Here is a 22,496-nt window from a genome sequence, read left to right on the forward strand (position 1 = left end):
TCTTTAACGGCAGAAAACCCGGGTTTCTGAGCAATCCACAAACAAAAAAACCGCTGCCCCGAAGGACAGCGGTTTTTCACAAGACCGCGTTAAGGCTTAATAGCCCAGTGCGAAGTCTTCTTCTTTCATGTCCATCAGGTTGTTGGCGCCCGACAGCATGGTCACAACGTGAGTGCGGGTACGCGGCAGGATGCGCTGGAAGTAGAAGCGCGCCGTCTGCAGCTTGGCGGTGTAGAACGCGGTTTCGGTGGTGCCGGCAGCCAGTTTCTCGGCAGCCAGACGCGCCATGTCAGCCCAGAAGTAGGCCAGGCAGGCGTAACCGGAGTACATCAGGTAGTCCACCGACGCGGCGCCGACTTCTTCACGGTCTTTCATGGCCGCCATACCAACCTTCATGGTCAGCTCGCCCCATTCTTTGTTCAGCGCAGCCAATGGCTCGACGAACTCTTTGACCGCTTCGTTGCCTTCGTTGGTCTGGCAGAACTTGTGGACGATCTTGGTGAACCCTTTCAGAGCCTCGCCTTGAGTCATCAGCACTTTGCGGCCCAACAGGTCGAGTGCCTGGATACCGGTGGTGCCTTCGTACAGCATCGAAATGCGGCTGTCGCGAACGTTCTGCTCCATGCCCCACTCGGCGATGAAACCGTGACCACCGTAGATTTGCACGCCGTGGTTGGCGGATTCAAAACCGACTTCAGTCATGAAGGCTTTGGCGATCGGAGTCATGAAGGCCAACAGTGCGTCAGCCTTCTTCTTCTCTTCTTCGTCCACGCCGTATTTGACGATGTCGACTTGCTTGGCGGTGAAGTAAACCATCGCGCGGTTGCCTTCGGCGAACGCCTTCATGGTCAACAGCATGCGACGTACGTCTGGGTGCACGATGATCGGGTCTGCGGCTTTTTCCGGCGCTTTCGGGCCAGTCAGGGAGCGCATTTGCAGACGATCACGAGCGTATTTCAGGCCGCCCTGGAAGCCGATCTCGGCGTGGGCCAGACCTTGCAGCGCGGTACCCAGGCGAGCGGTGTTCATAAAGGTGAACATGCAGTTCAGGCCTTTGTTCGCCGGGCCGATCAGGAAACCGGTGGCCGCGTCGAAGTTCATCACGCAGGTCGCGTTACCGTGGATGCCCATTTTGTGTTCCAGGGAACCACAGGTCACGGCGTTGCGAGCGCCGATCGAACCGTCGGCGTTCGGCATGAACTTCGGAACGATGAACAGCGAAATGCCTTTGGTGCCAGCCGGCGCATCCGGCAGACGTGCCAGCACGATGTGGACGATGTTGTCGGCCATGTCGTGTTCACCGGCCGAGATGAAGATCTTGGTGCCGGAGACTTTGTAGGAACCGTCGGCCTGAGGTTCGGCCTTGGTGCGCAACATGCCCAGGTCGGTGCCGCAGTGCGGTTCGGTCAGGCACATGGTACCGGTCCATTCGCCGGAAACCAGCTTGGTCAGGTAAGCATCTTGCTGCTCAGGCGTACCGTGCTCGGAAATGGTGTTCATCGCGCCATGCGACAGGCCTGGGTACATGCCCCACGACCAGTTGGCTTCGCCAACCATTTCACTCACGGCCAGACCCAGAGACTCCGGCAAGCCTTGGCCGCCATGCTCTACGTCGTGGGCCAGGCTTGGCCAGCCGCCTTCAACGAATTGTTTGTAGGCTTCTTTAAAGCCAGTCGGGGTTTTAACGCCGGACTCGCTCCAGGTGCAGCCTTCGGTGTCACCCACGCGGTTCAGCGGAGCCAGCACCTGCTCACAAAACTTGGCGCCTTCTTCGAGAATGGCGTCAACCATGTCCGGAGTTGCGTCTGCGCAAGCCGGAAGGCTCTGATAGTGCGCTTCGTAGCCGAGCAGTTCGTCACGAACGAAGCGAATATCACGCAAGGGGGCCTTGTAGTCAGGCATAGCGATAAACCTCTGCTGATGTAACCGGGAATGAACGACCGTGTTGATTTGTTGTGACGGTCAAACAGTTGTTTGAAACATACGTTTACGCCCAAATCTTGTCAAGCATCGATCTTTTGCCATTCGTCATCATGCCGCGCACATAACGGCCACACAGCCGCACACCGCCGTCGACAAAGCGACAAGCCATGCAGGAAAGATTAGTTGAGGGAGAAGGACTTACGCAGAAAAACGCCGCGAAGATTCGCGGCGTCGGAGTAGCAGATTCAGCAAGCGATCAAGCGTAGGTATCAATCAACGTCCCAAGCATTTCATCGGAAGCCTTGGCGACTTTCGCGCCGAGTTCTACCTGAAACTTGCCCTGAGACATCTCGACCATATTGCTGGCCAGGTCTGATTGCTGGCTGCGATCAACCGAACGCAGACGATCAACCTGTGCTTCGGAGGACTGGCTCTTCTCCGAGCGATCAATCGTGGTGTTGGCGATCTGGCCGGCAGCCTGATCGACACGGTTCTGCCCTGTCTGAATAGTGCTCAGACCGGCATAAAAAGCGGTGCTTCCTGAGATTTCCATGGGAGAACTCGTCCTTGCAAAGGATCAACAGTGGCTATTGAAGCAGACACGTGGACAAAACACCCGACAAAAACACTAATGGCATAGTGCCTTGTCATAGCAAAAACCCGCACCTGGAAATATTAATCCAACAGATCCAATTGCAGATGCTCGGCCACCGCCTCCGCCGTCACCGACTTGAGTTTCGGCACCCGCCCCAAACACGGTGCGGGTATGCGCTCGGCCAACGTGGCGAGGTTTTCCTCCAGGCGCGAGGTCTTCGGATCAATGATGTTGGCCACCCAGCCCGCCAATTGCAGCCCATCGTTAGCAATCGCTTCAGCGGTCAGCAGTGCATGACTGATGCAACCCAACCGCACGCCAACCACCAGAATCACGGGCAGATTCAGCGCCATCGCCAAGTCCGACAAATTGTCCTGATCCGCCAAAGGCACGCGCCAGCCACCAGCGCCTTCAATCAGCGTGAAGTCTGCGTTCAAATCCAGAATCTCACGCATCGGCGTCAGCAAGGATTGCACCGTCAACGCCACGCCCGCCTCCCGCGCTGCCAGATGCGGAGCGATCGCCGGTTCGAACGCCACCGGGTTGACCTGTGCATACGTCAACGGCACCGAACACTCAGCCAGCAACGCCAACGCATCGGCGTTACGCAATCCCTTGGGTGTCACCTCGCAACCGGAGGCCACCGGTTTGCCCGCCGCCGTACTCAACCCCGCCAACCGCGCGGCATGCAGCAAACCCGCAGCAACGGTGGTCTTGCCGACATCAGTGTCGGTGCCCGTGATGAAATAGGCTGCGCTCATAAGGGTTTCTCCAACACGGCATAAACCACTTGATAAGTCGCCGGCAGTCCCTGTGCCTGACGAAACTGTTCATACGCCTCGATCAAGCCGAGGATTCGCGCCCTGCCGGTCAAACCGCCCGGCCGTCCAGGGTTCAGGTTATGCGCGCCCAGCGCCTTGAGCTCGTGGGTCAGGCTGCGCACATCCGGGTAATGCAGCACATGCACACAGGCTTGCAGACTGACAACCTTCAAGCCACTGGCCGTGCACAGCTGTTGATAAGTACCGAACTCGCGGAAGCGGTTGACGTGCACCATGCCATCCACCTGACGCCAACTGTCACGCAATTCGTACAACGTTCCTACACAAAGACTAGCAAACGCGAAAACACCGCCCGGTTTCAATGCCCGATATGCCTCACTGAGCACCGACGTAAAGTCCGAACACCACTGCACCGCGAGGCTGGAGAAAATCAGGTCACAGGTCGAGTCCTGCAACGGCAGCCGCTCGGCATCGCCGGCGATGAAGTGCGTTGCACCGCCCAATGGCCGAGCGTGATTGAGCATGCCCTCCGCGATGTCCAGCGCCACGCCGTGACCGGCAGGAAAACGCTCACCCAGCGCTCGACTGAAATGCCCGGTGCCGCAGCCCAGGTCCAGCCAGCGACCCGGTACAAAATCATCTGGCAACCGACGTAACAGCTCGCTGCCAACATCGCGCTGCAACTCAGCCACGCTGTCGTAGCTGGCCGCCGCGCGGGAAAAGGACGCTGCCACCTGACGTTTGTCGGGCAAACCACCGGGCAGGTTGGGAAGGGATAAATCAGTCATCACCGGACTCATGCAAAAATGCCTGGATCGCCCCCGCCACACCGTGGGGGTCTTCCAGAAGAAACGCGTGGCTGGCCTGTTCGATCAGGCCGATTTCGACATCCGGCAACAGCGCCAGCAATTCTGCGGCCGCTTCGGCCGGAACCAACCCGTCGAGGCCGGCGAACAGATGCAGTTGTGGGCCACGGAACGCCTGCAACGCCTGACGTGTATCCAGTTGCGCAAGCACTTCCAGACCACTCATCAATACCGCCGTCGACGTACTCGGCGCACCGCCAAGCAACAGTCGCGACAGCCCGCGCGGGTCTTCGGCACCTTGGGCGCAGAGCAGCGAGAAACGTTTCAACGTCATGCGCGGATCGGCGCCACAACCCGCCAGAAACGCATCGAACGTCTCGCCGGGCATCGCACTCAGCCATTGCTCATGGGCGACAAACGAGGGGTTACTCGAAAGCGTCAGCAAGCCGCAGCAGCGATCACCGCGCCGCGCCGCCAACTCGGAGGCGAGCATGCCGCCCAGAGACCAACCGCCGAGCCAGGCATCCTGAGGCAGAGTCGAATCGAGCTCATCAAGCCACTCGGCAAGATCACCCGATTCCAGTTCCGGCAAAGGTTCGATCTCGACCCGCAGGTGTTCATCCAGCCCCTGCAACGCCGCCGCCAAGGGCTCCAGCGGCGAAACGCCGAGTCCCCAGCCAGGCAGCAGAATCAAACGATCACGCATGGCTTGGCTCCGGTCCCAGTTGTGCAAAACAATCGGCCAGTCCATTTAACAATAGCTGCACCTGCGCCTCGCTGTGGGCGGCGGTCAGGGTCACGCGCAAGCGAGCGCTGCCGGCCGGCACGGTGGGCGGACGGATCGCGGTCACCATCAGACCGCGCTCGCGCAGCATCTGCGACAGTCGAACCGCGCGCCCGGCATCGCCAATCATGATCGGCTGGATCGGTGTGAAGCTGTCCATGAGTTCCAGGCCGATTTGTTCGGCACCTCGACGAAATTGACGGATCAGCACATTAAGGTGCTCGCGCCGCCAATGCTCGCTGCGCAGTAATTCGAGACTTTTCAGCGTCGCGCAGGCCAGGGCCGGCGGCTGGCTGGTGGTGTAGATGTAGGGACGAGCGAACTGGATCAGACTCTCGACCAACTCTTCGCTACCCGCCACAAACGCACCGGCCGTACCGAACGCCTTGCCGAGGGTGCCGACCAACACCGGCACATCCTCCTGACTCAAGCCAAAATGCTCGACGATCCCGGCACCATTGGCGCCCAGCGGACCAAAGCCGTGGGCATCATCGACCATCAGCCACGCACCTTTGGCCTTGGCCTCGCGGGCCAGCGCCGGCAGATCGGCGATGTCGCCGTCCATGCTGAACACGCCGTCGGTGACTACTAGCGTGTTGCCGGTGGCTTTCTCCAGGCGCTTGGCCAGGCTCTCAGCGTCGTTGTGCAGATAACGATTGAAGCGCGCACCGGACAACAAACCGGCATCCAGCAAGGAGGCGTGATTGAGCCGGTCTTCCAGCACCGTATCGCCCTGCCCGATCAACGCGGTGACCGCGCCGAGGTTGGCCATGTAACCGGTAGTGAACAGCAGCGCACGCGGGCGCCCGGTGAGATCGGCCAACGCCTCTTCCAACGCGTGATGGGGGGTGCTGTGGCCGATAACCAAATGCGAAGCCCCGCCGCCGACGCCCCAGCGAGCCGCACCGGCGCGCCAGGCTTCGATCACTTGCGGGTGATTGGCCAGGCCCAGGTAGTCGTTGTTACAAAACGCCAGCAACGGCTGACCATCGACGACTACTTCAGGGCCTTGAGGGCTTTCGAGCAGTGGGCGTTGGCGATAGAGATTTTCGGCACGACGGGCAGCAAGGCGTGCGGCGAGATCGAAAGACATGCAGGCCTCGGAGGTCAATATGGGTAAACATTCAATCCCAATGTGGGAGCGGGCTTGCTCGCGAAGGGGCCGTCACATCCAACATTTATGGTGACTGAAACTCCGCCTTCGCGAGCAAGCCCGCTCCCACATTTGATTTGTGTCGGGTCAAACAGCAGCGTTATAGAACTGCTCGCTGCTCTTCTGCTCAACCAGCGCCTGCTCGATAGCCGCTTGATGCACTTCATCGGCGTGCTCTTCGCGCGCTTCCGGCAGAATGCCCAGGCGCGAGAACAGTTGCATGTCCTTGTCGGCCTGCGGGTTGGCGGTGGTCAGCAACTTGTCGCCGTAGAAAATCGAGTTGGCACCGGCGAAGAAGGCCAGGGCCTGCATCTGCTCGTTCATCGCTTCGCGGCCGGCGGACAGGCGCACGTGGGATTGCGGCATCAGGATGCGGGCGACGGCGAGCATGCGAATGAAGTCGAACGGGTCGATGTCATCGGCGTTTTCCAGCGGCGTACCAGCAACTTTCACCAGCATGTTGATCGGCACCGATTCCGGGTGTTCCGGCAGGTTGGCCAACTGGATCAGCAAGTTGGCGCGGTCATCGAGGGACTCGCCCATGCCGAGGATGCCACCGGAGCAGATCTTCATCCCCGAATCACGCACATAAGCCAGGGTTTGCAGACGCTCGCCATAGGTGCGGGTGGTGATGATGCTGCCGTAGAACTCCGGCGAGGTATCGAGGTTGTGGTTGTAGTAGTCGAGGCCAGCGTCGGCCAGCGCAACGGTCTGGTCCTGATCGAGACGACCGAGGGTCATGCAGGTTTCCAGGCCCATGGCTTTCACGCCTTTGACCATCTCCAGCACGTACGGCATATCTTTGGCCGACGGGTGTTTCCAGGCAGCGCCCATGCAGAAACGGGTCGAACCGATGGCCTTGGCGCGAGCGGCCTCTTCGAGGACCTTCTGCACTTCCATCAGTTTTTCTTTTTCCAGGCCGGTGTTGTAGTGACCGGACTGCGGACAATATTTGCAATCTTCCGGGCAGGCGCCGGTCTTGATCGACAGCAGCGTCGAAACCTGGACTCGGTTGGCGTCGAAATGCGCGCGGTGCACCGTCTGCGCCTGGAACAGCAGGTCGTTGAATGGCTGAACGAAGAGTGCTTTGACTTCGGCCAAAGACCAGTCATGACGCAGGGTTGCAGAGGTGCTGGCGCTCATGGGCGTTTCCTTGATTTATGCTTGGCTGGCGACTGGGGTAACGCAATACCCACAGGCGCGACACGGATGTTCGGCATATTTAAGGAAGAGCGATGCGCTGTCAACCACGATACGCAGGACCGGTTTACATCTGTTTAAAAAACGTACAGAACTGCTTGCTGTGTGATGAACCGGCAGACGCAGAAATGCCAATTTGCGTGGCCTGTGAAACCGAACTGCCATGGCTTGGTGATCAGTGCATCACCTGCGCATTGCCGCTGGCCGCAGCGGGGCTGACCTGTGGCGAGTGCCTGCTAGAGCCGCCGGCCTTCGAACAGGTCGCCGTGCCGTGGCGGTATGGCTTCCCGGTCGACAGTTTGATTACGCGTTTTAAACACAACGCAAAATGGCCGTTTGGTCACTTGCTCGCCGACGTTCTCGGACAATACCTGCAACATCGCTTCGATGAAGGTTTGCCGAGACCGGATGCCCTGCTGCCCGTGCCAATGACGACAAAACGTTTGCGTCAGCGCGGTTTCAATCAGGCTGCGATGCTCGCGCGGTGGTTAAGCCAGACGCTCGAAATGCCCAGCGAGGAAAACCTTTTGTTGCGAACCCAAGACACCAGCGCCCAGCAGGGCCTTGATGCCAAGGCCCGTAAACGCAATTTGCTTCAGGCCTTTGCCCTGACGCCAGATGCTGTGGTGAAGGGCCGGAGTTTCGCTCTGGTCGACGACGTGCTGACCACGGGGGCCACCGCCCAGGCGCTTGCCCGGCTATTGATAAACGCTGGCGCGGCGCGCGTCGACGTCTATTGCCTGGCCCGCACGCCAAAACCGGGAGCAACCTGACCCGTGCCCGTAGGAGCAAGGCTTGCCCGCGAAGACATCAGCATTGGCGATACCTCTCCAGCGGCTGCGAGACGGCTATCGCGCGCAAGCTTCGCTCCTGCGAGTCTTCGCGAGCAAGCTCTGCTCTACAAGGGGCGGTGTTCGGCTTGACTCTCGCGTCGCGAGCGGCCAACTTCACTGTCCACCGCCACAGAAAAAGCACCCATTCATGTCCATGCCTTCCCTGTTGTCCCAGCACATTGTCCGCCGTCCGCAGCGCATTGCCCTGCTGCAACACATCGCCGAACAAGGCTCGATCACCCGCGCCGCGAAAAGCGCGGGCTTGAGTTACAAAGCGGCGTGGGACGCTATCGATGAATTGAACAACCTCGCGCAAAAACCACTGGTGGAACGCAGCGTCGGCGGCAAGGGCGGCGGTGGCGCCAAGTTGTCCAGCGAAGGCGAGCGCGTCTTGCGGCTGTATCAAAAGCTGCAAGTGTTACAGGCTCAGGTGCTTGAAGCGGCCGAAGACGCCAGCGATCTGGACTTGCTCGGTCGGCTGATGCTGCGCACCAGCGCGCGCAATCAATTGCACGGCAGAGTGATGGCGATCGAATCCCAGGGTCGCAACGACCGCATCCGTCTGGAACTGGCCGAAGGCTTAAGCATCGATGCACAGATCACCCACGACAGCACCCTGCGCCTGGAACTGCAAACCGGCACCGAAGTCGTCGCATTGATCAAGGCCGGCTGGCTGGAATTGTTGGCCATCGACCAACCCGCAACACCTGGCAACAATTGTCTGAAAGGCATTATCGAGCAGATTCTCGACGCCGAAGACGGCCCCAGCGAAGTGCGCATCGGCCTGCCCAACGGCCAGACACTCTGCGCCCTGGCCGAGCCGCTGCATTTAAGAACCTCCGGCCTCGCCATCGACAGCCCGGTGCTCGTGCAATTTGCGCCGTCCAACGTCCTGTTGGGCACTCCACTCTGAAACAAAACCTTCACTAACGCTCACTAAGGTGACTGCAAAATCCAGCAGGGAGCCTGATGTGAGCCTATTAGAAGAGAACCAACCCACCGACCTGGAAAAAATGGTCGGCCTCAGCCGTCGTGGTTTCATCAGCGCCGGCGCCCTCTGCGGTGCGGCGATGTTCCTCGGTGGCAACCTGCTGAGCCGCAGCGTGCTGGCCGCCAGTGTCAGCGCCGGCTCGAGCAATTTGCTGGGTTTCAACAGCATCGCCTCCGCCACGACTGACGTCATCACCTTGCCGCCAGGCTACAAGTCCTCGGTGCTGATCAGTTGGGGCCAGCCTCTGCAAAAGAATGGCCCGGCCTTCGACCCGAGCGGTAACGGCACCGCCCAGGCCCAGGAAGTCCAGTTCGGCGACAACAACGACGGCATGAGCCTGTTCGCCTTCCCAGGCGACAACGACCGTGCGCTGATGGCGATCAACAACGAATACACCAACTACCGCTACCTCTATCCCCACGGCGGCATGCCGCAATCGGCGGAAGACGTGCGCAAGGCCCTGGCCTGCGAAGGCGTGTCGGTGATTGAAGTACAGCGTCGCAGTGGCCAGTGGGAATTCGTTCAAGGCTCGCGCTACAACCGCCGCATCCACGGCAACTCGCCGCTGCGCTTGAGCGGCCCGGCGGCCGGTCACGAATTGCTCAAGACCAGCGCCGACAAGCACGGCAAGAAAGTCCTCGGCACCTTCCAGAACTGCGCCAACGGCAAGACGCCTTGGGGCACCTACCTGACGTGCGAAGAGAACTTCACCGATTGCTTCGGCAGCAGCAACGCCGAGCAAAAATTCGATGTCGCGCAAAAACGCTACGGCGCCGTGGCCGCCAGCAAGGAAATCAACTGGCACCCACACGACCCGCGTTTCGACCTGGCGAAGAACCCTAACGAACTCAACCGCCACGGCTGGGTGGTGGAAATCGACCCGTTCGACCCGCAGTCGACCCCGGTCAAACGCACCGCCCTGGGCCGTTTCAAGCACGAGAACGCCGCCCTGGCTGAAACCAATGACGGGCGCGCCGTGGTCTACATGGGCGACGACGAGCGCGGTGAGTTCATCTACAAATTCGTCAGCCGCGACAAAATCGACCACGGCAATCCCAAGGCCAACCGCGACCTGCTTGACCACGGCACCTTATATGTCGCGCGCTTCGACGCCGGCGACGGCAACGCCGATCATCCGAAAGGCCAGGGCCAGTGGATCGAACTGACCCACGGCAAAAACGGCATCGACGCCAGCAGTGGCTTTGCCGATCAGGCCGAGGTGTTGATTCACGCTCGCCTCGCGGCCAGCGTCGTCAGCGCCACGCGCATGGACCGCCCGGAATGGATCGTGGTCAGTCCCAAGGACGGCCAGGTTTATTGCACCCTGACCAACAACGCCAAGCGCGGCGAAGACGGCCAACCCGTCGGCGGGCCGAACCCAAGGGAGAAAAACGTTTACGGGCAGATCCTGCGCTGGCGCACCGACCGTGATGATCACGGCTCGGAAAGCTTTGCCTGGGACTTGTTCGTGGTCGCCGGCAATCCGGGGGTTCACGCCGGCACGCCAAAGGGCGGCTCGTCGAACATCACGCCGCAGAACATGTTCAACAGCCCGGATGGCTTGGGTTTCGACGAGGCTGGACGCTTGTGGATTCTGACTGATGGCGATTCGAGCAATGCCGCAGACTTCGCGGGCATGGGCAATAACCAGATGCTTTGCGCTGATCCGGTGACTGGGGAAATTCGCCGGTTTATGGTCGGGCCGATTGGTTGTGAGGTAACGGGGATCAGCTTTTCGCCGGATCAGAAAACCTTGTTTGTCGGGATTCAGCATCCGGGGGAAAACGGTGGCTCGACCTTCCCAGAGCACCTGCCGAATGGCAAACCGCGTTCTTCAGTGATGGCCATTACCCGTGAAGATGGCGGGGTCGTCGGCGCCTGATACGGCCCCATCGCGAGCAGGCTCGCTCCCACAGGGTTATGTGTTCACAAATCCAATGTGGGAGCGAGCCTGCTCGCGATGGCGTCCGCCCAGACAACACTCATCTCAAGCCCAACCACTATAGAAGCCCCGTCTGCGCTACCATGCTTGGCCGGACGCGGCAGCCTGCTGCGCGCAGGAGTCAGCATGGCCCACCCGTTTGCAACCCTCACCCCAGACCTCGTGCTCGATGCCGTCGAAAGCATCGGCTTTCTCAGCGATGCTCGCATTCTGGCGCTCAACAGCTACGAAAACCGCGTCTACCAGGTCGGCATCGAAGACTCCGAGCCGCTGATCGCCAAGTTCTATCGCCCGCAGCGTTGGACCAACGAAGCGATCCTCGAAGAACACCAGTTCACCTTCGAACTCGCCGAATGCGATGTGCCGGTGGTCGCGCCGATGATTCACAACGGTGCCAGCCTCCACGAGCACGCCGGGTTCCGTTTCACCCTGTTCCCCCGCCGTGGCGGCCGGGCGCCGGAGCCGGGCAATCTTGATCAGCTGTATCGCCTGGGCCAATTGCTCGGGCGCCTGCACGCCGTTGGGGCGACCAAGCCGTTCGAGCACCGTGAAGCGCTGGGCGTGAAGAACTTCGGTCACGATTCGCTGAACACTTTGCTCGAAGGCAATTTCGTCCCGAAAAGCCTGCTGCCGGCCTACGAGTCCGTCGCTCGTGATCTGCTCAAACGAGTAGAAGAGGTCTACAAGGCCACGCCGCACCAGAACATCCGCATGCACGGCGATTGCCACCCTGGCAACATGATGTGCCGCGACGAGATGTTCCACATCGTCGACCTCGACGACTGCCGCATGGGCCCGGCAGTGCAGGACATCTGGATGATGCTCGCCGGGGATCGTCAGGAATGTCTCGGTCAGTTGTCGGAATTGATGGACGGCTACAACGAATTTCACGACTTCGACCCGCGGGAATTGGCGCTGATCGAACCGCTGCGGGCGTTGCGCCTGATGCACTACAGCGCCTGGCTGGCTCGGCGCTGGGATGACCCGGCATTCCCCCACAGTTTTCCGTGGTTCGGCAGTGAGCGGTATTGGGGGGATCAGGTGTTGGCGTTGCGTGAGCAACTGTCTGCACTCAACGAAGAACCGCTGAAGTTGTTCTGACGCAGGAAAGGATTAGTTCGCTCAATCGGCCCAAGGCGCCCGCCGCGAATCGTTAAGGCCGAGCAGGTAGCTATCGCCGCCTAGTTGGCTCATCTGCTGCCGAATCCAGCCGGCCCGGCGTGCGACGTAGTTGGTCGGATGACTAGCGCTCCACACCCGCGGGTTCGGCAGCACCGCGGCCAACAAGCTCGCCTGCTGACGACTCAAATTTTTAGCGCTCACGCCAAAGTGATGCCGGGCCGCCGCTTCGGCGCCAAACACTCCGTCATCCCACTCGACGCTGTTGAGATACACCTCAAGAATCCGCTGCTTGGGCCAGAACACTTCGATCAACCCGGTAAACCACGCTTCCAGCCCTTTGCGCAGCCAACTGCGACCGGACCAAAGAAAGAGGTTTTTCGAGACTTGCTGGCTCAAGGTGCTGGCGCCCCGAATCGAGCCGCCGAGTTCGTTATGGGCCAGCGCTGCCTGAATCGCCCCAAAGTCAAAACCCCAATGCTCCGGGAATTTCTGGTCCTCGCCGGCAATCACCGCAACTTTCAGGTCGTCGGAGATCTGATCCCAGGGTTGCCAGGTGCGCTGCACGTCAATGGGCTCGCCGTCGAACCAGGATTCGACCTTGCGCTCGACCATCAACGCCGTGCCCGGTGGCGGCACCACGCGAAAAATCAGCACCAGCAATATGCTGCCGCCAGCGAACCAGAGCAGGGCCTTCGTGAAACGACGGAAAATTAAACGCAGCATAGAGATGGCTTGGCCGAACCCGTTGAGCGGGCCATTATACAGACCCTGTTGATCGAGACTGACTGGAGTTCTTCATGCTGCGTGGCTTTCTGATGCTGGCCGCTTTCTTCGGTTTCACCGGCGTTGCCCTTGGCGCGTTTGCCGCCCATGGCTTGAAAAACCGCCTGACACCCGAGTACCTGGCGATTTTCCACACTGGGGTCACCTATCAACTGGTACACACCCTGGCATTGCTAGGTGTTGCCCTGCTAGCCACGCAGATTCCCGGTCGTTTGATCACCTGGGCGGGCGCATCGTTTGCCATCGGTATCTTGCTGTTCTCCGGCAGCCTGTACCTGCTGACCATCACCGGCGTCAGCAAGCTGGGGATCATCACGCCCTTCGGCGGCCTGGCATTCCTGGTGGGCTGGTTCTGCCTGGGGCTTGCCGCCTGGCGCTTGACTTGACCTTGTAGGAGCTGCCGCAGGCTGCGATCTTTTGATCTTCAAAAGAGCAAGATCAAAAGATCGCAGCCTGCGGCAGCTCCTACGGGATTGTGTTTCAAGACGAATGGCTTGGGTCAGCCTGACCGATCGGGCTAGAATGCCTGCCCCTAAAAATGATGGCGGCATCCGGCATGCGCATTCAGTTGAACGGCGAATCCCTTGAACTGCCCGACGGTGAAACCGTTGCGGCCCTGCTGACCCGTCTGGATCTGACCGGACGCCGGGTGGCGGTCGAACTCAATCTGGATATCGTCCCGCGCAGCCAGCATGCCGACACCACGCTGAGCGATGGCGACAACGTCGAAGTCGTGCACGCCATCGGCGGCGGCTAGTCGCCCGGCCCATAAGGGCACAGAATTCTGCAAGAACCTCACCCCTACAGAGGATTTCCCATGAGCATCGTTCGTAGCGACAAGCCCTTCGTCCTGGCCGGTCGTACTTACCAGTCGCGTTTGCTGGTAGGTACCGGCAAGTACCGTGACATGGAAGAAACCCGCCTGGCCATCGAAGCCTCGGGTGCCGAGATCGTCACCTTCGCCGTGCGCCGCACCAACCTGGGCCAGAACCCGGGCGAACCGAACCTGCTTGAAGTCCTGTCGCCGGATCGCTACACCTTCCTGCCGAACACCGCCGGTTGCTTCGACGCTACCGAGGCTGTGCGCACCTGTCGCCTGGCCCGTGAGCTGCTCGGCGGCCATAACCTGGTGAAGCTGGAAGTGCTGGCGGACCAGAAAACCCTGTTCCCTAACGTGATCGAAACCCTCAAGGCCGCCGAAGTGCTGGTCAAGGAAGGTTTCGACGTGATGGTTTACACCAGCGATGACCCGATCATTGCCCGTCAACTGGCGGAAATCGGCGTTATCGCGGTCATGCCGCTGGCCGGTCTGATCGGTACTGGCCTGGGGATCTGCAACCCGTATAACCTGCAGATCATCCTCGAAGAAGCCAAGATCCCGGTGCTGGTGGATGCCGGTGTCGGTACCGCTTCCGACGCCACCATCGCGATGGAACTGGGTTGCGAAGCGGTGCTGATGAATTCGGCCATTGCTCACGCCCAGCAGCCGATCATGATGGCTGAAGCCATGAAACACGCCATCGTTGCAGGCCGCTTGGCCTACCTCGCCGGCCGCATGCCGAAAAAACTCTATGCCAGCGCCTCCTCGCCGCTGGATGGTCTGATCAAGTAAGAGCCATTGATGACTGAATCAAACGACACGCCTATCCAGCCGGAAGAAGGCGAAGAACGCCAACACCGCCGCATCAAGAGTTTCGTGATGCGCGCCGGGCGCATGACCGAAGGCCAGCAAAAAGGCCTGGAGCAGGGCACCCCGCTGTTCGTGTTGCCGCTGGCCGACGCGCCGGTGGATTACGATCAGGTGTTTGGCCGTTCGGCGCCGCGTTCCCTGGAAATCGGTTTCGGCATGGGTCATTCGCTGCTGGAAATGGCTGCCGCTTCGCCGGAGCAGGATTTCATCGGTGTGGAAGTTCACCGCCCGGGTGTTGGCGCGCTGCTTAATGGCGTGCTGACTCAGGGCCTGACCAACCTGCGGGTCTACGATTGCGACGCGATCGAAGTGCTCAACAATTGCGTGGCCGATAACAGCCTCGATCGTCTGATGCTGTTTTTTCCGGACCCGTGGCACAAGAGCCGTCACCACAAGCGCCGTATCGTTCAGGCGTCGTTCGCTGAACTGGTGCGCAGCAAGTTGAAAGTCGGCGGCATTCTGCACATGGCCACCGACTGGGAACCGTATGCCGAGTACATGCTGGAAGTGATGAACGTCGCACCGGGTTACCGCAACCTTGCCGAAGACGGCAAATGCGTCCCGCGCCCGACCGAGCGCCCGATCACCAAGTTCGAACGCCGCGGCGAACGTCTTGGGCATGGCGTGTGGGACCTGAAGTTCGAAAAGCAGTCCTAAGCCCTACGCAATACCCAATGTGGGAGCGGGCTTGCTCGCGAAAGCGGTGTGTCATTCAACTTTAATGTCGACTGATACACCGCCTTCGCGAGCAAGCTCGCTCCCACAGTTGTTTTCGGTTGCAGCTGAAATCAGCGGCGGTCGGCGACTACGCCAATCAACACCAGCACCACCAGCAACACCGGTGCCAGGCTGTAGTTGTTGAACTGGCTCAGGCCTTTGATGATCCATGGCGTGGCGTAGATCAGCGCAAGCCCACTGCCGACCATGCACAGCAGGGCCATCATCGGGACGCGCAAGGCGCCGGCGAGGCCGCCCAGGCGTTGTTCGACCCAGCCTTTGATGTCCGCGCCGAACAGCACCAGCAGGCAACCCACCAGTGCCAGAGAGATTTCCGACAGGTTGCTACGGCTCCAGCGGGACACGGTGGCGAGCAGGTCGAGGATCAAATCCATTGGTTTTCCCTTAAGGCTGAAATCAGCTCAGAAATGTCTGCAGCAAGTCATTGAGAAACAGTTGTCCGCGCTCGGTGGCCGCCAGACGTGACGGTTCGACCTGCAACAAGCCGCTTTGTTCGGCTTCACGGCGACCTTCGGCGAGGCTTTCCAGCGGCAGCCCGGTACGTTCCGGATACAGTCGCGATTCCACTCCCTCGGTCAGGCGCAAGGCGTTCATCAGGAACTCGAATGGCAGCTCGTCGTTGGTCAGGGCTTTCTCGCCGGCCTTGAAGCTTTTGGCCGGGTTGAGGTAGTCCTTCGGCAGACGTGTCTTCCAGGTCCGGACGATGCGCCCGTCCGGGTGGCTGAGCTTGCCGTGGGCGCCAGCGCCGATGCCGATGAAGTCGCCGAAACTCCAGTAATTGAGGTTATGCCGCGCCGGGCGACCGGGCTGGGCATAGGCCGAGACTTCGTATTGCGCGTAACCGTGCTCGGCCAACAGCGCCTGCCCGGCTTCCTGAATGTCCCACAACGTGTCGTCTTCCGGCAGCGTCGGCGGCTGGTTCCAGAACACCGTGTTCGGCTCCAGCGTTAGCTGATACCAGGACAAGTGGGTCGGCTTCAGCGCGATGGCCTGGCGCAGGTCGCTCAAGGCGTCGTCCAGCGACTGATCGGGCAAACCGTGCATCAGGTCCAGATTGAAGTTGTCGAACCCGGCCTGACGGGCCATGCCGGCGGCTCGCACCGCTTCGTCACCGTTGTGAATCCGCCCCAGCGCTTTGAGTTTCTCTTCCTGGAAGCTCTGGATGCCGATCGACAGGCGATTGATGCCCAGTGCCCGGTAGGCGACGAACTTCTCCTGCTCGAACGTCCCCGGGTTGGCTTCCAGGGTGATTTCGATGTCGCTGGCAAACGGAATCCGCTGCTCCACGCCTTTGAGCAAACGGCCCAAGGCCTCGGCGCTGAACAGGCTCGGAGTGCCGCCACCAAAGAAGATCGAGCTCAGCTCACGGCCGTAAACCGCGTGTAGATCCTGATCGAGGTCGGCCAGCAATGCGTCGACGTACTCTTCTTCCGGCAACACCGGGCTGGCGGTGTGGGAGTTGAAGTCGCAATAAGGGCATTTGCGCACACACCACGGGATGTGGATGTACAGCGCCAGGGGCGGCAACGTTGGCAGCGCGGCCCGAGGTGATTGGGCGGCGCCGCCGAAGATCAGCGGCGACGCGGATGAGTCGTGGGTCATTTCAGGCCCAGACGCTGGCGCAGCAGATCCATTGCACGGGCGCGGTGGCTGATCAGGTTCTTGTCGCTTGGGCTCAGCTCGGCGCTGGAGCAGTTGCGCTCCGGCACCCAGAACAGCGGGTCATAGCCAAAACCGTGCTGGCCGCTGGCCGTCGGCAGAATGCGCCCGTGCCACAAGCCTTCGCAAAGGATCGGCAACGGATCGTCGGCATGCCGCACCAGCGCCAGGACGCAAACGAACTGCGCGCCGCGTTCGGCTTCAGGCACGTCTTTGAGCACGTCGAGCAGCTTGGCGTTATTCGCCGCATCGCCCTGACCGTCAGCGTAACGTGCGGAGTAGATCCCCGGCGCACCGCCAAGGAAATCCACCGCCAGCCCCGAATCATCGGCCAGCGCCGGCAAACCGGAGATGCGCGCGGCATTGCGGGCCTTGAGGATGGCGTTCTCGACGAACGACAGGCCGGTTTCTTCCGGCTCGACGCTGCTGAACTCGCCGATCGAGCGCAGTTGCACCGATTCGCCGAGCATGGCCTGGAGTTCCTTGAGTTTGCCGGCGTTATGGCTGGCCAGTACGAGTTGCGTGAAGTTCATCATTCGCCGGGGAAAAGCTCTTGGTTGAAATTGATGGTGTTGATTTTGTCGCCGTTCTGGACCTTGATCTCGAACGTGCGGATTTCCTGCTGAGGCACCGGGTACTGCGCAATGTAGTAAACCGCACCTTGCTCAGTCACCTGTTTGAAACTCAACGGGACGCTCTGGCTGGTCAGGTCTTTGACCGTGCCGCTGACCTGAGAGATCAGTGGTTTGCCGTCCTTGATTACCGAAACGTTGATCACGCCCTGACTCTTGCTGCGGATCAGTTCCGCCGCTTTGGCAATGTCCGGCGTCAGGTAGGTGGAGTTGAAGGTGTTGTAGTGCACCGTCACGTCGCCAAAGGTTTCCTGACGCTCGCCTTTGATGACGTCGGCGGCCATGGCAGTGACGCTCAGGCAGGCAGTAAGTAGAAACAGTGCTAGACGACCCATGATCGTTCTCCTTGAAGTGGCGTGGTTCAGACCGCGACCTTGTGGTCTTGCAGCCCTGGGCTGCTGACGCGGTAGATACCGATCTCACCTAATAGATTAGGCCATAGCTTACTGGCCCACCCGTGTCGGTGCTGTTGATCCACGGCAAGCCGATCAATGACCTTCGCTTCACGTTCGCGGCACAATTCTTCAAAGTCGCCGAAAGTGCAGAAGTGGATGTTCGGCGTGTTGTACCAGGTGTACGGCAGAAACTCGGAAACCGGCATCCGGCCCTTGCTCGCCAGATACCAACGGCAACGCCAGTGACCGAAGTTGGGGAAGGTGATGATGCACTGGCGACCGACCCGCAGCATTTCGTCGAGGATCTTGTCCGGGTAGTGCACGGCTTGCAGGGCTTGGGTCATGACCACGACGTCGAAGCTGTTGCTGGCAAAGTTGCCGAGGCCCTTGTCCAGATCCTGCTCGATCACGTTGATGCCCTTGGCCACGCACTCGGCGATGTTGTCCGCGTCGTTTTCCAGGCCATAGCCGGTGACTTGCTTGTTGTCCCTTAGCCAGGTCAGCAGTTCGCCGTCGCCGCAACCGAGGTCGAGCACGCGGCTACCGGCGGGAATCCATTCCTGGATGATTTCCAGATCAGCTCTCATGGCTTTCTCACAAACTAATACGGTTCATGTAGTTGCTGAACGCCTGCAAGTAACGCGGGATCGGAATCAGGAAGGCGTCGTGGCCTTGCGGAGCGTCGATCTCGAGGTAGCAAACGTCTTTCTTGGCCGCCATCAGCGCGTCCACCAGTTCCCGCGAGCGGGCAGGGGAGAAGCGCCAGTCGGTGGTGAAGGACATCACGCAGAACTTGGCGGTGGCGCCGGCGAAGGTTTTCGCCAGGTCATCGTCGAAGTTCGCCGCCGGGTCGAAGTAGTCCAGCGCCTTGGTCATCAGCAGATAGGTGTTGGCGTCAAAGCGCCCGGAGAACTCTTCACCCTGATAACGCAGGTAGCTCTCGACCTGGAACTCGACGCTGTGGAAGTCGTAGTTGAGCTTTTCGCTCTTCAGGCCACGGCCGAATTTCTCGCCCATGGAATCGTCGGACAGGTAGGTGATGTGGCCGACCATCCGCGCCAGCATCAAGCCGCGCTTGGGGATCACGCCCGCTTCCTGGAACGAACCGCCGTGGAACTCGGGGTCGGTCAGGATCGCCTGGCGCGCCACTTCGTTGAAGGCGATGTTCTGTGCCGACAGCTTGGGCGCCGAGGCGATGGCCAGGCAATGCCGCACGCGGTCCGGGTAGGTGATGGTCCACTGCAAGGCCTGCATGCCGCCGAGGCTGCCGCCAATCACCGCCGCCCACTGGCTGATGCCGAGCAAGTCGGACAGGCGCACCTGACTGTGCACCCAGTCTTCCACGGTCAGTACCGGGAAATCGGCGCCGAACGGTTTACCGGTTTCCGGATTGATACTGCTCGGGCCGGTAGAACCGTTGCAGCCGCCGAGGTTGTTCAGGCTGACCACGAAGAACTTGCTGGTGTCGATCGGCTTGCCGGGGCCTATGCAGCTGTCCCACCAACCGGGTTTACGGTCGTCGGGGCTGTGGAAGCCGGCAGCGTGATGGTGACCGGACAAGGCGTGGCAGATCAGCACGGCGTTGCTCGCCGTGGCGTTCAGCGTGCCGTAGGTTTCATAGATCAGGTCATAAGCTGGGAGCGAACGGCCGCAGGCCAGGGCCAGGGGTTCACTGAAGTGCGCCACTTGCGGCGTCACCAGACCAACAGAATCGGCGGGAAAGGCAGTTGGCATCGACCCTGCTCTCGTTGAAATGAGGCGTAAGTCTAAAGACCAGTGTGGCTAGCGGCAAGCAAAGGCCGGGCCTGATTTCATTCATTGAACGCGACCCCTGTGGCGAGGGGATTTATCCCCGTTGGGTGGCGAAGCCGCCCCCTGCGTTCTACCAGCAAAATCGGGTTGGCGGGTTTTACGACTGCTGCGCAGCCGAGCGGGGATAAATCCCCTCGCCACAAGTGCTGCACTGCTCGATCAGGGGCGCACCAGGTCCGGCAACTCCGGCAGCTTCTTCGGCGAACAAATCCGCACTCGTTTCTGCCGGTTCAACTCGCCGCTGAGCAAGCTCACCTGGCTCTTGGAAACCCCGAACGCCTTGGCCAAAAACGCCATCAAGTACGCATTGGCCTTGCCCTCAACGGGCGGCGCGGTCAGGCGGATCTTCAATCTATCGCCGTGTAGCCCGCAGAAATCATCGCCGCGGGCCGCCGGTTGCAGGTGACACTCCAGAATCAGATCATCACCGTCCCAGCGAAAGTAGCTCATCAGATCAGCCCGAGCAGGCCCTGCGGCATGAAGGCGAAGTAAGCCAGGCGCGGGATCACCCAGCTTTGCAGCAACTGGATCAGGATAAACGCGAAGATCGGCGAGATGTCGAGGCCGCCCAGGCTCGGAAGAATCCGGCGGAACGGCGCGAGTACCGGTTCAGTAATCTGAGCAACCAGTTCGGCGCCCGGATTGTGGCTACCCGGTGCGACCCAAGACAGAATCACGCTGATGATCATCGCGTAGAACAGAATGTTCAAAAACAGCGCGAAGAGAGCGATCAGAGCCCAAGGGATCAAAAACAGCCAGTCGACCTGGAAGCCCTTGAGCGTCAGGATGACCGCGATCAGCGCCATCTGAATGATCAGCGCCAATACCAGTGACGACATGTCCAGCCCGAACATGCTCGGGATGACTCGGCGCAGAGGCTTGAGCAACGGTTGAGTGGCTTTGACGATGAACTGGCAGAGCGGGTTGTAGAAATTCGCCCGAACCAGTTGCAGGATAAAGCGCATCAGCACGATCAGCAGGTACAGGCTGCCCAGGGTTTTAATTACAAAAATGGCAGCGTCATTGAGTCCAAGCATCATTGATTCCTTTGTAAGAGCTGATTAGCGACCCAGTTGCTCGGCCATCTCGGCTGAGCGGTGGGCGGCGGCGCCGAGTGCTTTTTCGACCAGGGCTTCGAAGCCCCCGGCCTGGAACGACTTGATGGCCGCTTCCGTGGTGCCGGCCGGCGAAGTCACGCGGCGACGCAGTTCTGCTGCGTCCACGTCACTGGCGACCGCCATGTGGGCGGCGCCCAGTGCGGTTTGCAGGGTCAGTTGTGCGGCGATGTCTGCCGGCAGGCCGAGTTTCACGCCCGCGGCGGTCATCGCTTCGATCAACAGGAAGAAGTACGCAGGGCCCGAACCGGAAACAGCGGTCACCGCGTCCAGTTGCTGCTCTTCGTCCAGCCACAGCGCGATGCCGACGGCGGACAGCAGCTCTTGCGCCTGTTGGCGTTGTTCGGCGTTCACCTCGGCGGTGGCGTACAAACCGCTCACGCCCTGACGCAGCAGCGCCGGGGTGTTGGGCATGCAGCGCACGATCGGCTGGGCGCCGAGCCAGTTGGTCATGCTGGCACAGGTGATGCCGGCGGCGATGGACACCACCAGTTGATTCGGCTTGAGGCTTGGGCGAATCGCTCCGCAAACGGCTTTCATCGCCTGGGGTTTGACCGCCAGTACGACCACGTCGGCGTCTTGAATCGCGTCGGCGTTGTCGGCGAATACTTCGATGCCGTGTTCAGCGTTCACGCGAGCACGGGTTTCAGCGCCGGGATCGCTGGCGCGGATGTGGGCCGCGTCCAGACCCTTGGCGCGCAGGCCACCGATCAGGCTGGCGGCCATGTTGCCGGCACCGATAAAGGCAATACGAGTCTTGCTCATGTCAGGTCCTTATCAAGAGAGAAGTCAGCCATTGTTCGGTTGACTGTAATCACGGGCGCCAAACAGGGCCGTACCGATGCGGACCCAAGTGGCGCCTTGGGCGATGGCTGACTCAAGGTCGTGGCTCATGCCCATGGAAAGTGTGTCGAGCGGCAGATTGAGGCTGGCTTGCAGGCTTTGCACGGCAGCAAAAGCGGCGTCCTGGGCGGCGCGATCTTCAGTCGGCTCAGGGATCGCCATCAACCCGCGTAGCTTAAGGCGCGGCAAGGCGCTGATGGCATTGGCCAGGGCCGGCAGGTCGGCCGGGGTGCAGCCGGACTTGCTGTCTTCACCGCTGACGTTGACCTGGATGCAGATGTTCAGCGGGGGCAGATCGGCAGGACGTTGTTCGGACAGGCGTTGTGCGATTTTCAAACGATCCACGGAATGCACCCAAGCGAAGTGCTCGGCGATAGCGCGAGTCTTGTTCGATTGAATGGGGCCGATGAAGTGCCAGATCAAGGGCAGGTCGGCCAATTCGAGCTGTTTGCCGAGGGCTTCCTGCAGATAGTTCTCGCCAAAGTCGCGGATCCCGGCGGCGTGGGCTTCACGCAGGGCCTCGGCAGGCTTGGTCTTGCTCACGGCCAGTAGCTGGACGCTGTGCTCGTCGCGCTGGGCGGCGAGTGTTGCTGCGTGTATGCGCGAACTAACCTGGAGAATGTTGTCTGCTATCGTGGACATCAAGAGGCGCCGCTGGTCTGAAGGTTCGCGGCATTCTACTGGAATTGAGGAGCGCT

At 60.5% G+C, this 22,496-nt stretch carries 26 protein-coding genes; 8 read left to right on the top strand and 18 right to left on the bottom strand.

Annotated elements, in window-relative coordinates:
* Window positions 1-96: 96 nt before the first annotated feature.
* The 7 genes from JFT87_RS01995 to bioB all read right to left on the bottom strand — a co-directional run bounded on the left by JFT87_RS01995 (window position 97) and on the right by bioB (window position 7,186).
* Window positions 97-1,902 carry a phenylacyl-CoA dehydrogenase gene (locus JFT87_RS01995; RefSeq protein ID WP_201198283.1) on the bottom strand — a complete coding sequence of 602 codons (1,806 nt, stop codon included), beginning with the start codon at window positions 1,900-1,902 and terminating at the stop codon, window positions 97-99.
* A gap of 277 nt (window positions 1,903-2,179) precedes the next feature.
* Window positions 2,180-2,476: a pyrroloquinoline quinone biosynthesis protein PqqE gene (locus tag JFT87_RS02000; RefSeq protein ID WP_201198285.1), complete on the bottom strand. Its 297-nt coding sequence runs from the start codon at window positions 2,474-2,476 to the stop codon at window positions 2,180-2,182.
* A 122-nt stretch (window positions 2,477-2,598) separates the two neighbouring features.
* Complete coding sequence (bioD, locus tag JFT87_RS02005; protein WP_201198287.1) at window positions 2,599-3,279, bottom strand: dethiobiotin synthase; 681 nt, start codon at window positions 3,277-3,279, stop codon at window positions 2,599-2,601.
* Entirely contained in the window at window positions 3,276-4,088 is an 813-nt protein-coding gene (bioC, locus tag JFT87_RS02010; RefSeq protein ID WP_201198289.1) for a malonyl-ACP O-methyltransferase BioC, read from the bottom strand. Before bioC ends, bioD begins: the two co-directional genes overlap by 4 nt.
* Entirely contained in the window at window positions 4,081-4,812 is a 732-nt protein-coding gene (locus JFT87_RS02015; RefSeq protein WP_201198291.1) for an alpha/beta fold hydrolase, read from the bottom strand. Before JFT87_RS02015 ends, bioC begins: the two co-directional genes overlap by 8 nt.
* Window positions 4,805-5,983 (bottom strand): 8-amino-7-oxononanoate synthase, encoded by a 1,179-nt coding sequence (gene bioF, locus JFT87_RS02020; protein WP_201198293.1) that lies wholly within the window; start codon window positions 5,981-5,983, stop codon window positions 4,805-4,807. The genes JFT87_RS02015 and bioF overlap by 8 nt, the downstream gene beginning before the upstream one ends.
* Window positions 5,984-6,130: 147 nt before the next feature.
* Window positions 6,131-7,186, bottom strand: coding sequence for a biotin synthase BioB (gene bioB, locus JFT87_RS02025; protein WP_201198295.1), 1,056 nt, complete (start codon window positions 7,184-7,186; stop codon window positions 6,131-6,133).
* Between the two features lie 92 nt (window positions 7,187-7,278).
* On the opposite strand from bioB, the gene JFT87_RS02030 reads away from it, so the two are divergent.
* The 4 genes from JFT87_RS02030 to JFT87_RS02045 all read left to right on the top strand — a co-directional run bounded on the left by JFT87_RS02030 (window position 7,279) and on the right by JFT87_RS02045 (window position 12,110).
* Window positions 7,279-8,016, top strand: coding sequence for a ComF family protein (locus tag JFT87_RS02030; RefSeq protein WP_201198297.1), 738 nt, complete (start codon window positions 7,279-7,281; stop codon window positions 8,014-8,016).
* A 208-nt stretch (window positions 8,017-8,224) separates the two neighbouring features.
* A complete protein-coding gene (locus JFT87_RS02035) occupies window positions 8,225-8,989 on the top strand; it encodes a TOBE domain-containing protein (RefSeq protein WP_201198300.1) in 765 nt (254 codons plus the stop codon).
* Between the two features lie 58 nt (window positions 8,990-9,047).
* Window positions 9,048-10,949 (top strand): PhoX family protein, encoded by a 1,902-nt coding sequence (locus JFT87_RS02040; protein WP_201198302.1) that lies wholly within the window; start codon window positions 9,048-9,050, stop codon window positions 10,947-10,949.
* Between the two features lie 186 nt (window positions 10,950-11,135).
* Window positions 11,136-12,110: a serine/threonine protein kinase gene (locus JFT87_RS02045; protein WP_054616850.1), complete on the top strand. Its 975-nt coding sequence runs from the start codon at window positions 11,136-11,138 to the stop codon at window positions 12,108-12,110.
* A gap of 21 nt (window positions 12,111-12,131) precedes the next feature.
* Here the strand turns inward: JFT87_RS02045 and mtgA are convergent, their stop codons facing one another.
* The gene (gene mtgA / locus JFT87_RS02050; RefSeq protein ID WP_201198304.1) at window positions 12,132-12,854 is read right to left on the bottom strand and encodes a monofunctional biosynthetic peptidoglycan transglycosylase; all 723 of its coding nucleotides are present in this window, start codon (window positions 12,852-12,854) and stop codon (window positions 12,132-12,134) included.
* A 74-nt stretch (window positions 12,855-12,928) separates the two neighbouring features.
* Here mtgA and JFT87_RS02055 point away from each other — a divergent pair, with 74 nt between their 5' ends.
* The 4 genes from JFT87_RS02055 to trmB all read left to right on the top strand — a co-directional run bounded on the left by JFT87_RS02055 (window position 12,929) and on the right by trmB (window position 15,261).
* Window positions 12,929-13,300 (top strand): DUF423 domain-containing protein, encoded by a 372-nt coding sequence (locus JFT87_RS02055; protein ID WP_201198306.1) that lies wholly within the window; start codon window positions 12,929-12,931, stop codon window positions 13,298-13,300.
* Window positions 13,301-13,470: 170 nt separating this feature from the next.
* Entirely contained in the window at window positions 13,471-13,671 is a 201-nt protein-coding gene (gene thiS, locus JFT87_RS02060; RefSeq protein ID WP_201198308.1) for a sulfur carrier protein ThiS, read from the top strand.
* Window positions 13,672-13,731: 60 nt separating this feature from the next.
* Complete coding sequence (locus JFT87_RS02065; protein WP_008068101.1) at window positions 13,732-14,526, top strand: thiazole synthase; 795 nt, start codon at window positions 13,732-13,734, stop codon at window positions 14,524-14,526.
* A 9-nt stretch (window positions 14,527-14,535) separates the two neighbouring features.
* Complete coding sequence (trmB, locus tag JFT87_RS02070) at window positions 14,536-15,261, top strand: tRNA (guanosine(46)-N7)-methyltransferase TrmB (protein WP_201198310.1); 726 nt, start codon at window positions 14,536-14,538, stop codon at window positions 15,259-15,261.
* A gap of 131 nt (window positions 15,262-15,392) precedes the next feature.
* Here the strand turns inward: trmB and JFT87_RS02075 are convergent, their stop codons facing one another.
* The 10 genes from JFT87_RS02075 to JFT87_RS02120 form a co-directional block, all read right to left on the bottom strand.
* Window positions 15,393-15,716: a DUF3392 domain-containing protein gene (locus tag JFT87_RS02075; RefSeq protein ID WP_201190067.1), complete on the bottom strand. Its 324-nt coding sequence runs from the start codon at window positions 15,714-15,716 to the stop codon at window positions 15,393-15,395.
* A 22-nt stretch (window positions 15,717-15,738) separates the two neighbouring features.
* On the bottom strand, window positions 15,739-16,944 hold the full coding sequence (gene hemW, locus JFT87_RS02080; protein WP_242486407.1) for a radical SAM family heme chaperone HemW: 1,206 nt from the start codon (window positions 16,942-16,944) through the stop codon (window positions 15,739-15,741).
* On the bottom strand, window positions 16,941-17,537 hold the full coding sequence (gene rdgB, locus JFT87_RS02085) for an RdgB/HAM1 family non-canonical purine NTP pyrophosphatase (RefSeq protein ID WP_201198312.1): 597 nt from the start codon (window positions 17,535-17,537) through the stop codon (window positions 16,941-16,943). The genes hemW and rdgB overlap by 4 nt, the downstream gene beginning before the upstream one ends.
* Window positions 17,534-17,968, bottom strand: coding sequence for a DUF4426 domain-containing protein (locus JFT87_RS02090; RefSeq protein WP_201190055.1), 435 nt, complete (start codon window positions 17,966-17,968; stop codon window positions 17,534-17,536). Before JFT87_RS02090 ends, rdgB begins: the two co-directional genes overlap by 4 nt.
* 26 nt (window positions 17,969-17,994) lie before the next feature.
* Entirely contained in the window at window positions 17,995-18,615 is a 621-nt protein-coding gene (gene metW / locus JFT87_RS02095) for a methionine biosynthesis protein MetW (RefSeq protein ID WP_201198314.1), read from the bottom strand.
* A gap of 7 nt (window positions 18,616-18,622) precedes the next feature.
* Entirely contained in the window at window positions 18,623-19,762 is a 1,140-nt protein-coding gene (gene metX, locus JFT87_RS02100) for a homoserine O-succinyltransferase MetX (protein ID WP_201198316.1), read from the bottom strand.
* Between the two features lie 237 nt (window positions 19,763-19,999).
* Complete coding sequence (locus tag JFT87_RS02105) at window positions 20,000-20,290, bottom strand: DUF167 domain-containing protein (protein ID WP_201198318.1); 291 nt, start codon at window positions 20,288-20,290, stop codon at window positions 20,000-20,002.
* Window positions 20,290-20,877, bottom strand: a complete 588-nt coding sequence (locus JFT87_RS02110; protein ID WP_201198320.1) for a YggT family protein — start codon at window positions 20,875-20,877, stop codon at window positions 20,290-20,292. The genes JFT87_RS02105 and JFT87_RS02110 overlap by 1 nt, the downstream gene beginning before the upstream one ends.
* A gap of 24 nt (window positions 20,878-20,901) precedes the next feature.
* Window positions 20,902-21,720, bottom strand: coding sequence for a pyrroline-5-carboxylate reductase (gene proC / locus JFT87_RS02115; RefSeq protein WP_201198322.1), 819 nt, complete (start codon window positions 21,718-21,720; stop codon window positions 20,902-20,904).
* Between the two features lie 24 nt (window positions 21,721-21,744).
* The gene (locus JFT87_RS02120) at window positions 21,745-22,440 is read right to left on the bottom strand and encodes a YggS family pyridoxal phosphate-dependent enzyme (protein ID WP_201198324.1); all 696 of its coding nucleotides are present in this window, start codon (window positions 22,438-22,440) and stop codon (window positions 21,745-21,747) included.
* Window positions 22,441-22,496: the final 56 nt, after the last annotated feature.

Source organism: Pseudomonas sp. TH15, from assembly GCF_016651105.1.
Classification (GTDB): Bacteria; Pseudomonadota; Gammaproteobacteria; order Pseudomonadales; family Pseudomonadaceae; genus Aquipseudomonas.

What these genes read in the sequence shown, in the direction of transcription:
- JFT87_RS01995 (WP_201198283.1), bottom strand. Translation starts at nt 1,902, where the DNA reads ATGCCTGACTACAAGGCCCCCTTGCGTGATATTCGCTTCGTTCGTGAC.
- JFT87_RS02000 (WP_201198285.1), bottom strand. Translation starts at nt 2,476, where the DNA reads ATGGAAATCTCAGGAAGCACCGCTTTTTATGCCGGTCTGAGCACTATT.
- bioD (WP_201198287.1), bottom strand. Translation starts at nt 3,279, where the DNA reads ATGAGCGCAGCCTATTTCATCACGGGCACCGACACTGATGTCGGCAAG.
- bioC (WP_201198289.1), bottom strand. Translation starts at nt 4,088, where the DNA reads ATGACTGATTTATCCCTTCCCAACCTGCCCGGTGGTTTGCCCGACAAA.
- JFT87_RS02015 (WP_201198291.1), bottom strand. Translation starts at nt 4,812, where the DNA reads ATGCGTGATCGTTTGATTCTGCTGCCTGGCTGGGGACTCGGCGTTTCG.
- bioF (WP_201198293.1), bottom strand. Translation starts at nt 5,983, where the DNA reads ATGTCTTTCGATCTCGCCGCACGCCTTGCTGCCCGTCGTGCCGAAAAT.
- bioB (WP_201198295.1), bottom strand. Translation starts at nt 7,186, where the DNA reads ATGAGCGCCAGCACCTCTGCAACCCTGCGTCATGACTGGTCTTTGGCC.
- JFT87_RS02030 (WP_201198297.1), top strand. Translation starts at nt 7,279, where the DNA reads ATGCGCTGTCAACCACGATACGCAGGACCGGTTTACATCTGTTTAAAA.
- JFT87_RS02035 (WP_201198300.1), top strand. Translation starts at nt 8,225, where the DNA reads ATGTCCATGCCTTCCCTGTTGTCCCAGCACATTGTCCGCCGTCCGCAG.
- JFT87_RS02045 (WP_054616850.1), top strand. Translation starts at nt 11,136, where the DNA reads ATGGCCCACCCGTTTGCAACCCTCACCCCAGACCTCGTGCTCGATGCC.
- mtgA (WP_201198304.1), bottom strand. Translation starts at nt 12,854, where the DNA reads ATGCTGCGTTTAATTTTCCGTCGTTTCACGAAGGCCCTGCTCTGGTTC.
- JFT87_RS02055 (WP_201198306.1), top strand. Translation starts at nt 12,929, where the DNA reads ATGCTGCGTGGCTTTCTGATGCTGGCCGCTTTCTTCGGTTTCACCGGC.
- thiS (WP_201198308.1), top strand. Translation starts at nt 13,471, where the DNA reads ATGCGCATTCAGTTGAACGGCGAATCCCTTGAACTGCCCGACGGTGAA.
- JFT87_RS02065 (WP_008068101.1), top strand. Translation starts at nt 13,732, where the DNA reads ATGAGCATCGTTCGTAGCGACAAGCCCTTCGTCCTGGCCGGTCGTACT.
- trmB (WP_201198310.1), top strand. Translation starts at nt 14,536, where the DNA reads ATGACTGAATCAAACGACACGCCTATCCAGCCGGAAGAAGGCGAAGAA.
- JFT87_RS02075 (WP_201190067.1), bottom strand. Translation starts at nt 15,716, where the DNA reads ATGGATTTGATCCTCGACCTGCTCGCCACCGTGTCCCGCTGGAGCCGT.
- hemW (WP_242486407.1), bottom strand. Translation starts at nt 16,944, where the DNA reads ATGACCCACGACTCATCCGCGTCGCCGCTGATCTTCGGCGGCGCCGCC.
- rdgB (WP_201198312.1), bottom strand. Translation starts at nt 17,537, where the DNA reads ATGATGAACTTCACGCAACTCGTACTGGCCAGCCATAACGCCGGCAAA.
- JFT87_RS02090 (WP_201190055.1), bottom strand. Translation starts at nt 17,968, where the DNA reads ATGGGTCGTCTAGCACTGTTTCTACTTACTGCCTGCCTGAGCGTCACT.
- metW (WP_201198314.1), bottom strand. Translation starts at nt 18,615, where the DNA reads ATGAGAGCTGATCTGGAAATCATCCAGGAATGGATTCCCGCCGGTAGC.
- metX (WP_201198316.1), bottom strand. Translation starts at nt 19,762, where the DNA reads ATGCCAACTGCCTTTCCCGCCGATTCTGTTGGTCTGGTGACGCCGCAA.
- JFT87_RS02105 (WP_201198318.1), bottom strand. Translation starts at nt 20,290, where the DNA reads ATGAGCTACTTTCGCTGGGACGGTGATGATCTGATTCTGGAGTGTCAC.
- JFT87_RS02110 (WP_201198320.1), bottom strand. Translation starts at nt 20,877, where the DNA reads ATGCTTGGACTCAATGACGCTGCCATTTTTGTAATTAAAACCCTGGGC.
- proC (WP_201198322.1), bottom strand. Translation starts at nt 21,720, where the DNA reads ATGAGCAAGACTCGTATTGCCTTTATCGGTGCCGGCAACATGGCCGCC.
- JFT87_RS02120 (WP_201198324.1), bottom strand. Translation starts at nt 22,440, where the DNA reads ATGTCCACGATAGCAGACAACATTCTCCAGGTTAGTTCGCGCATACAC.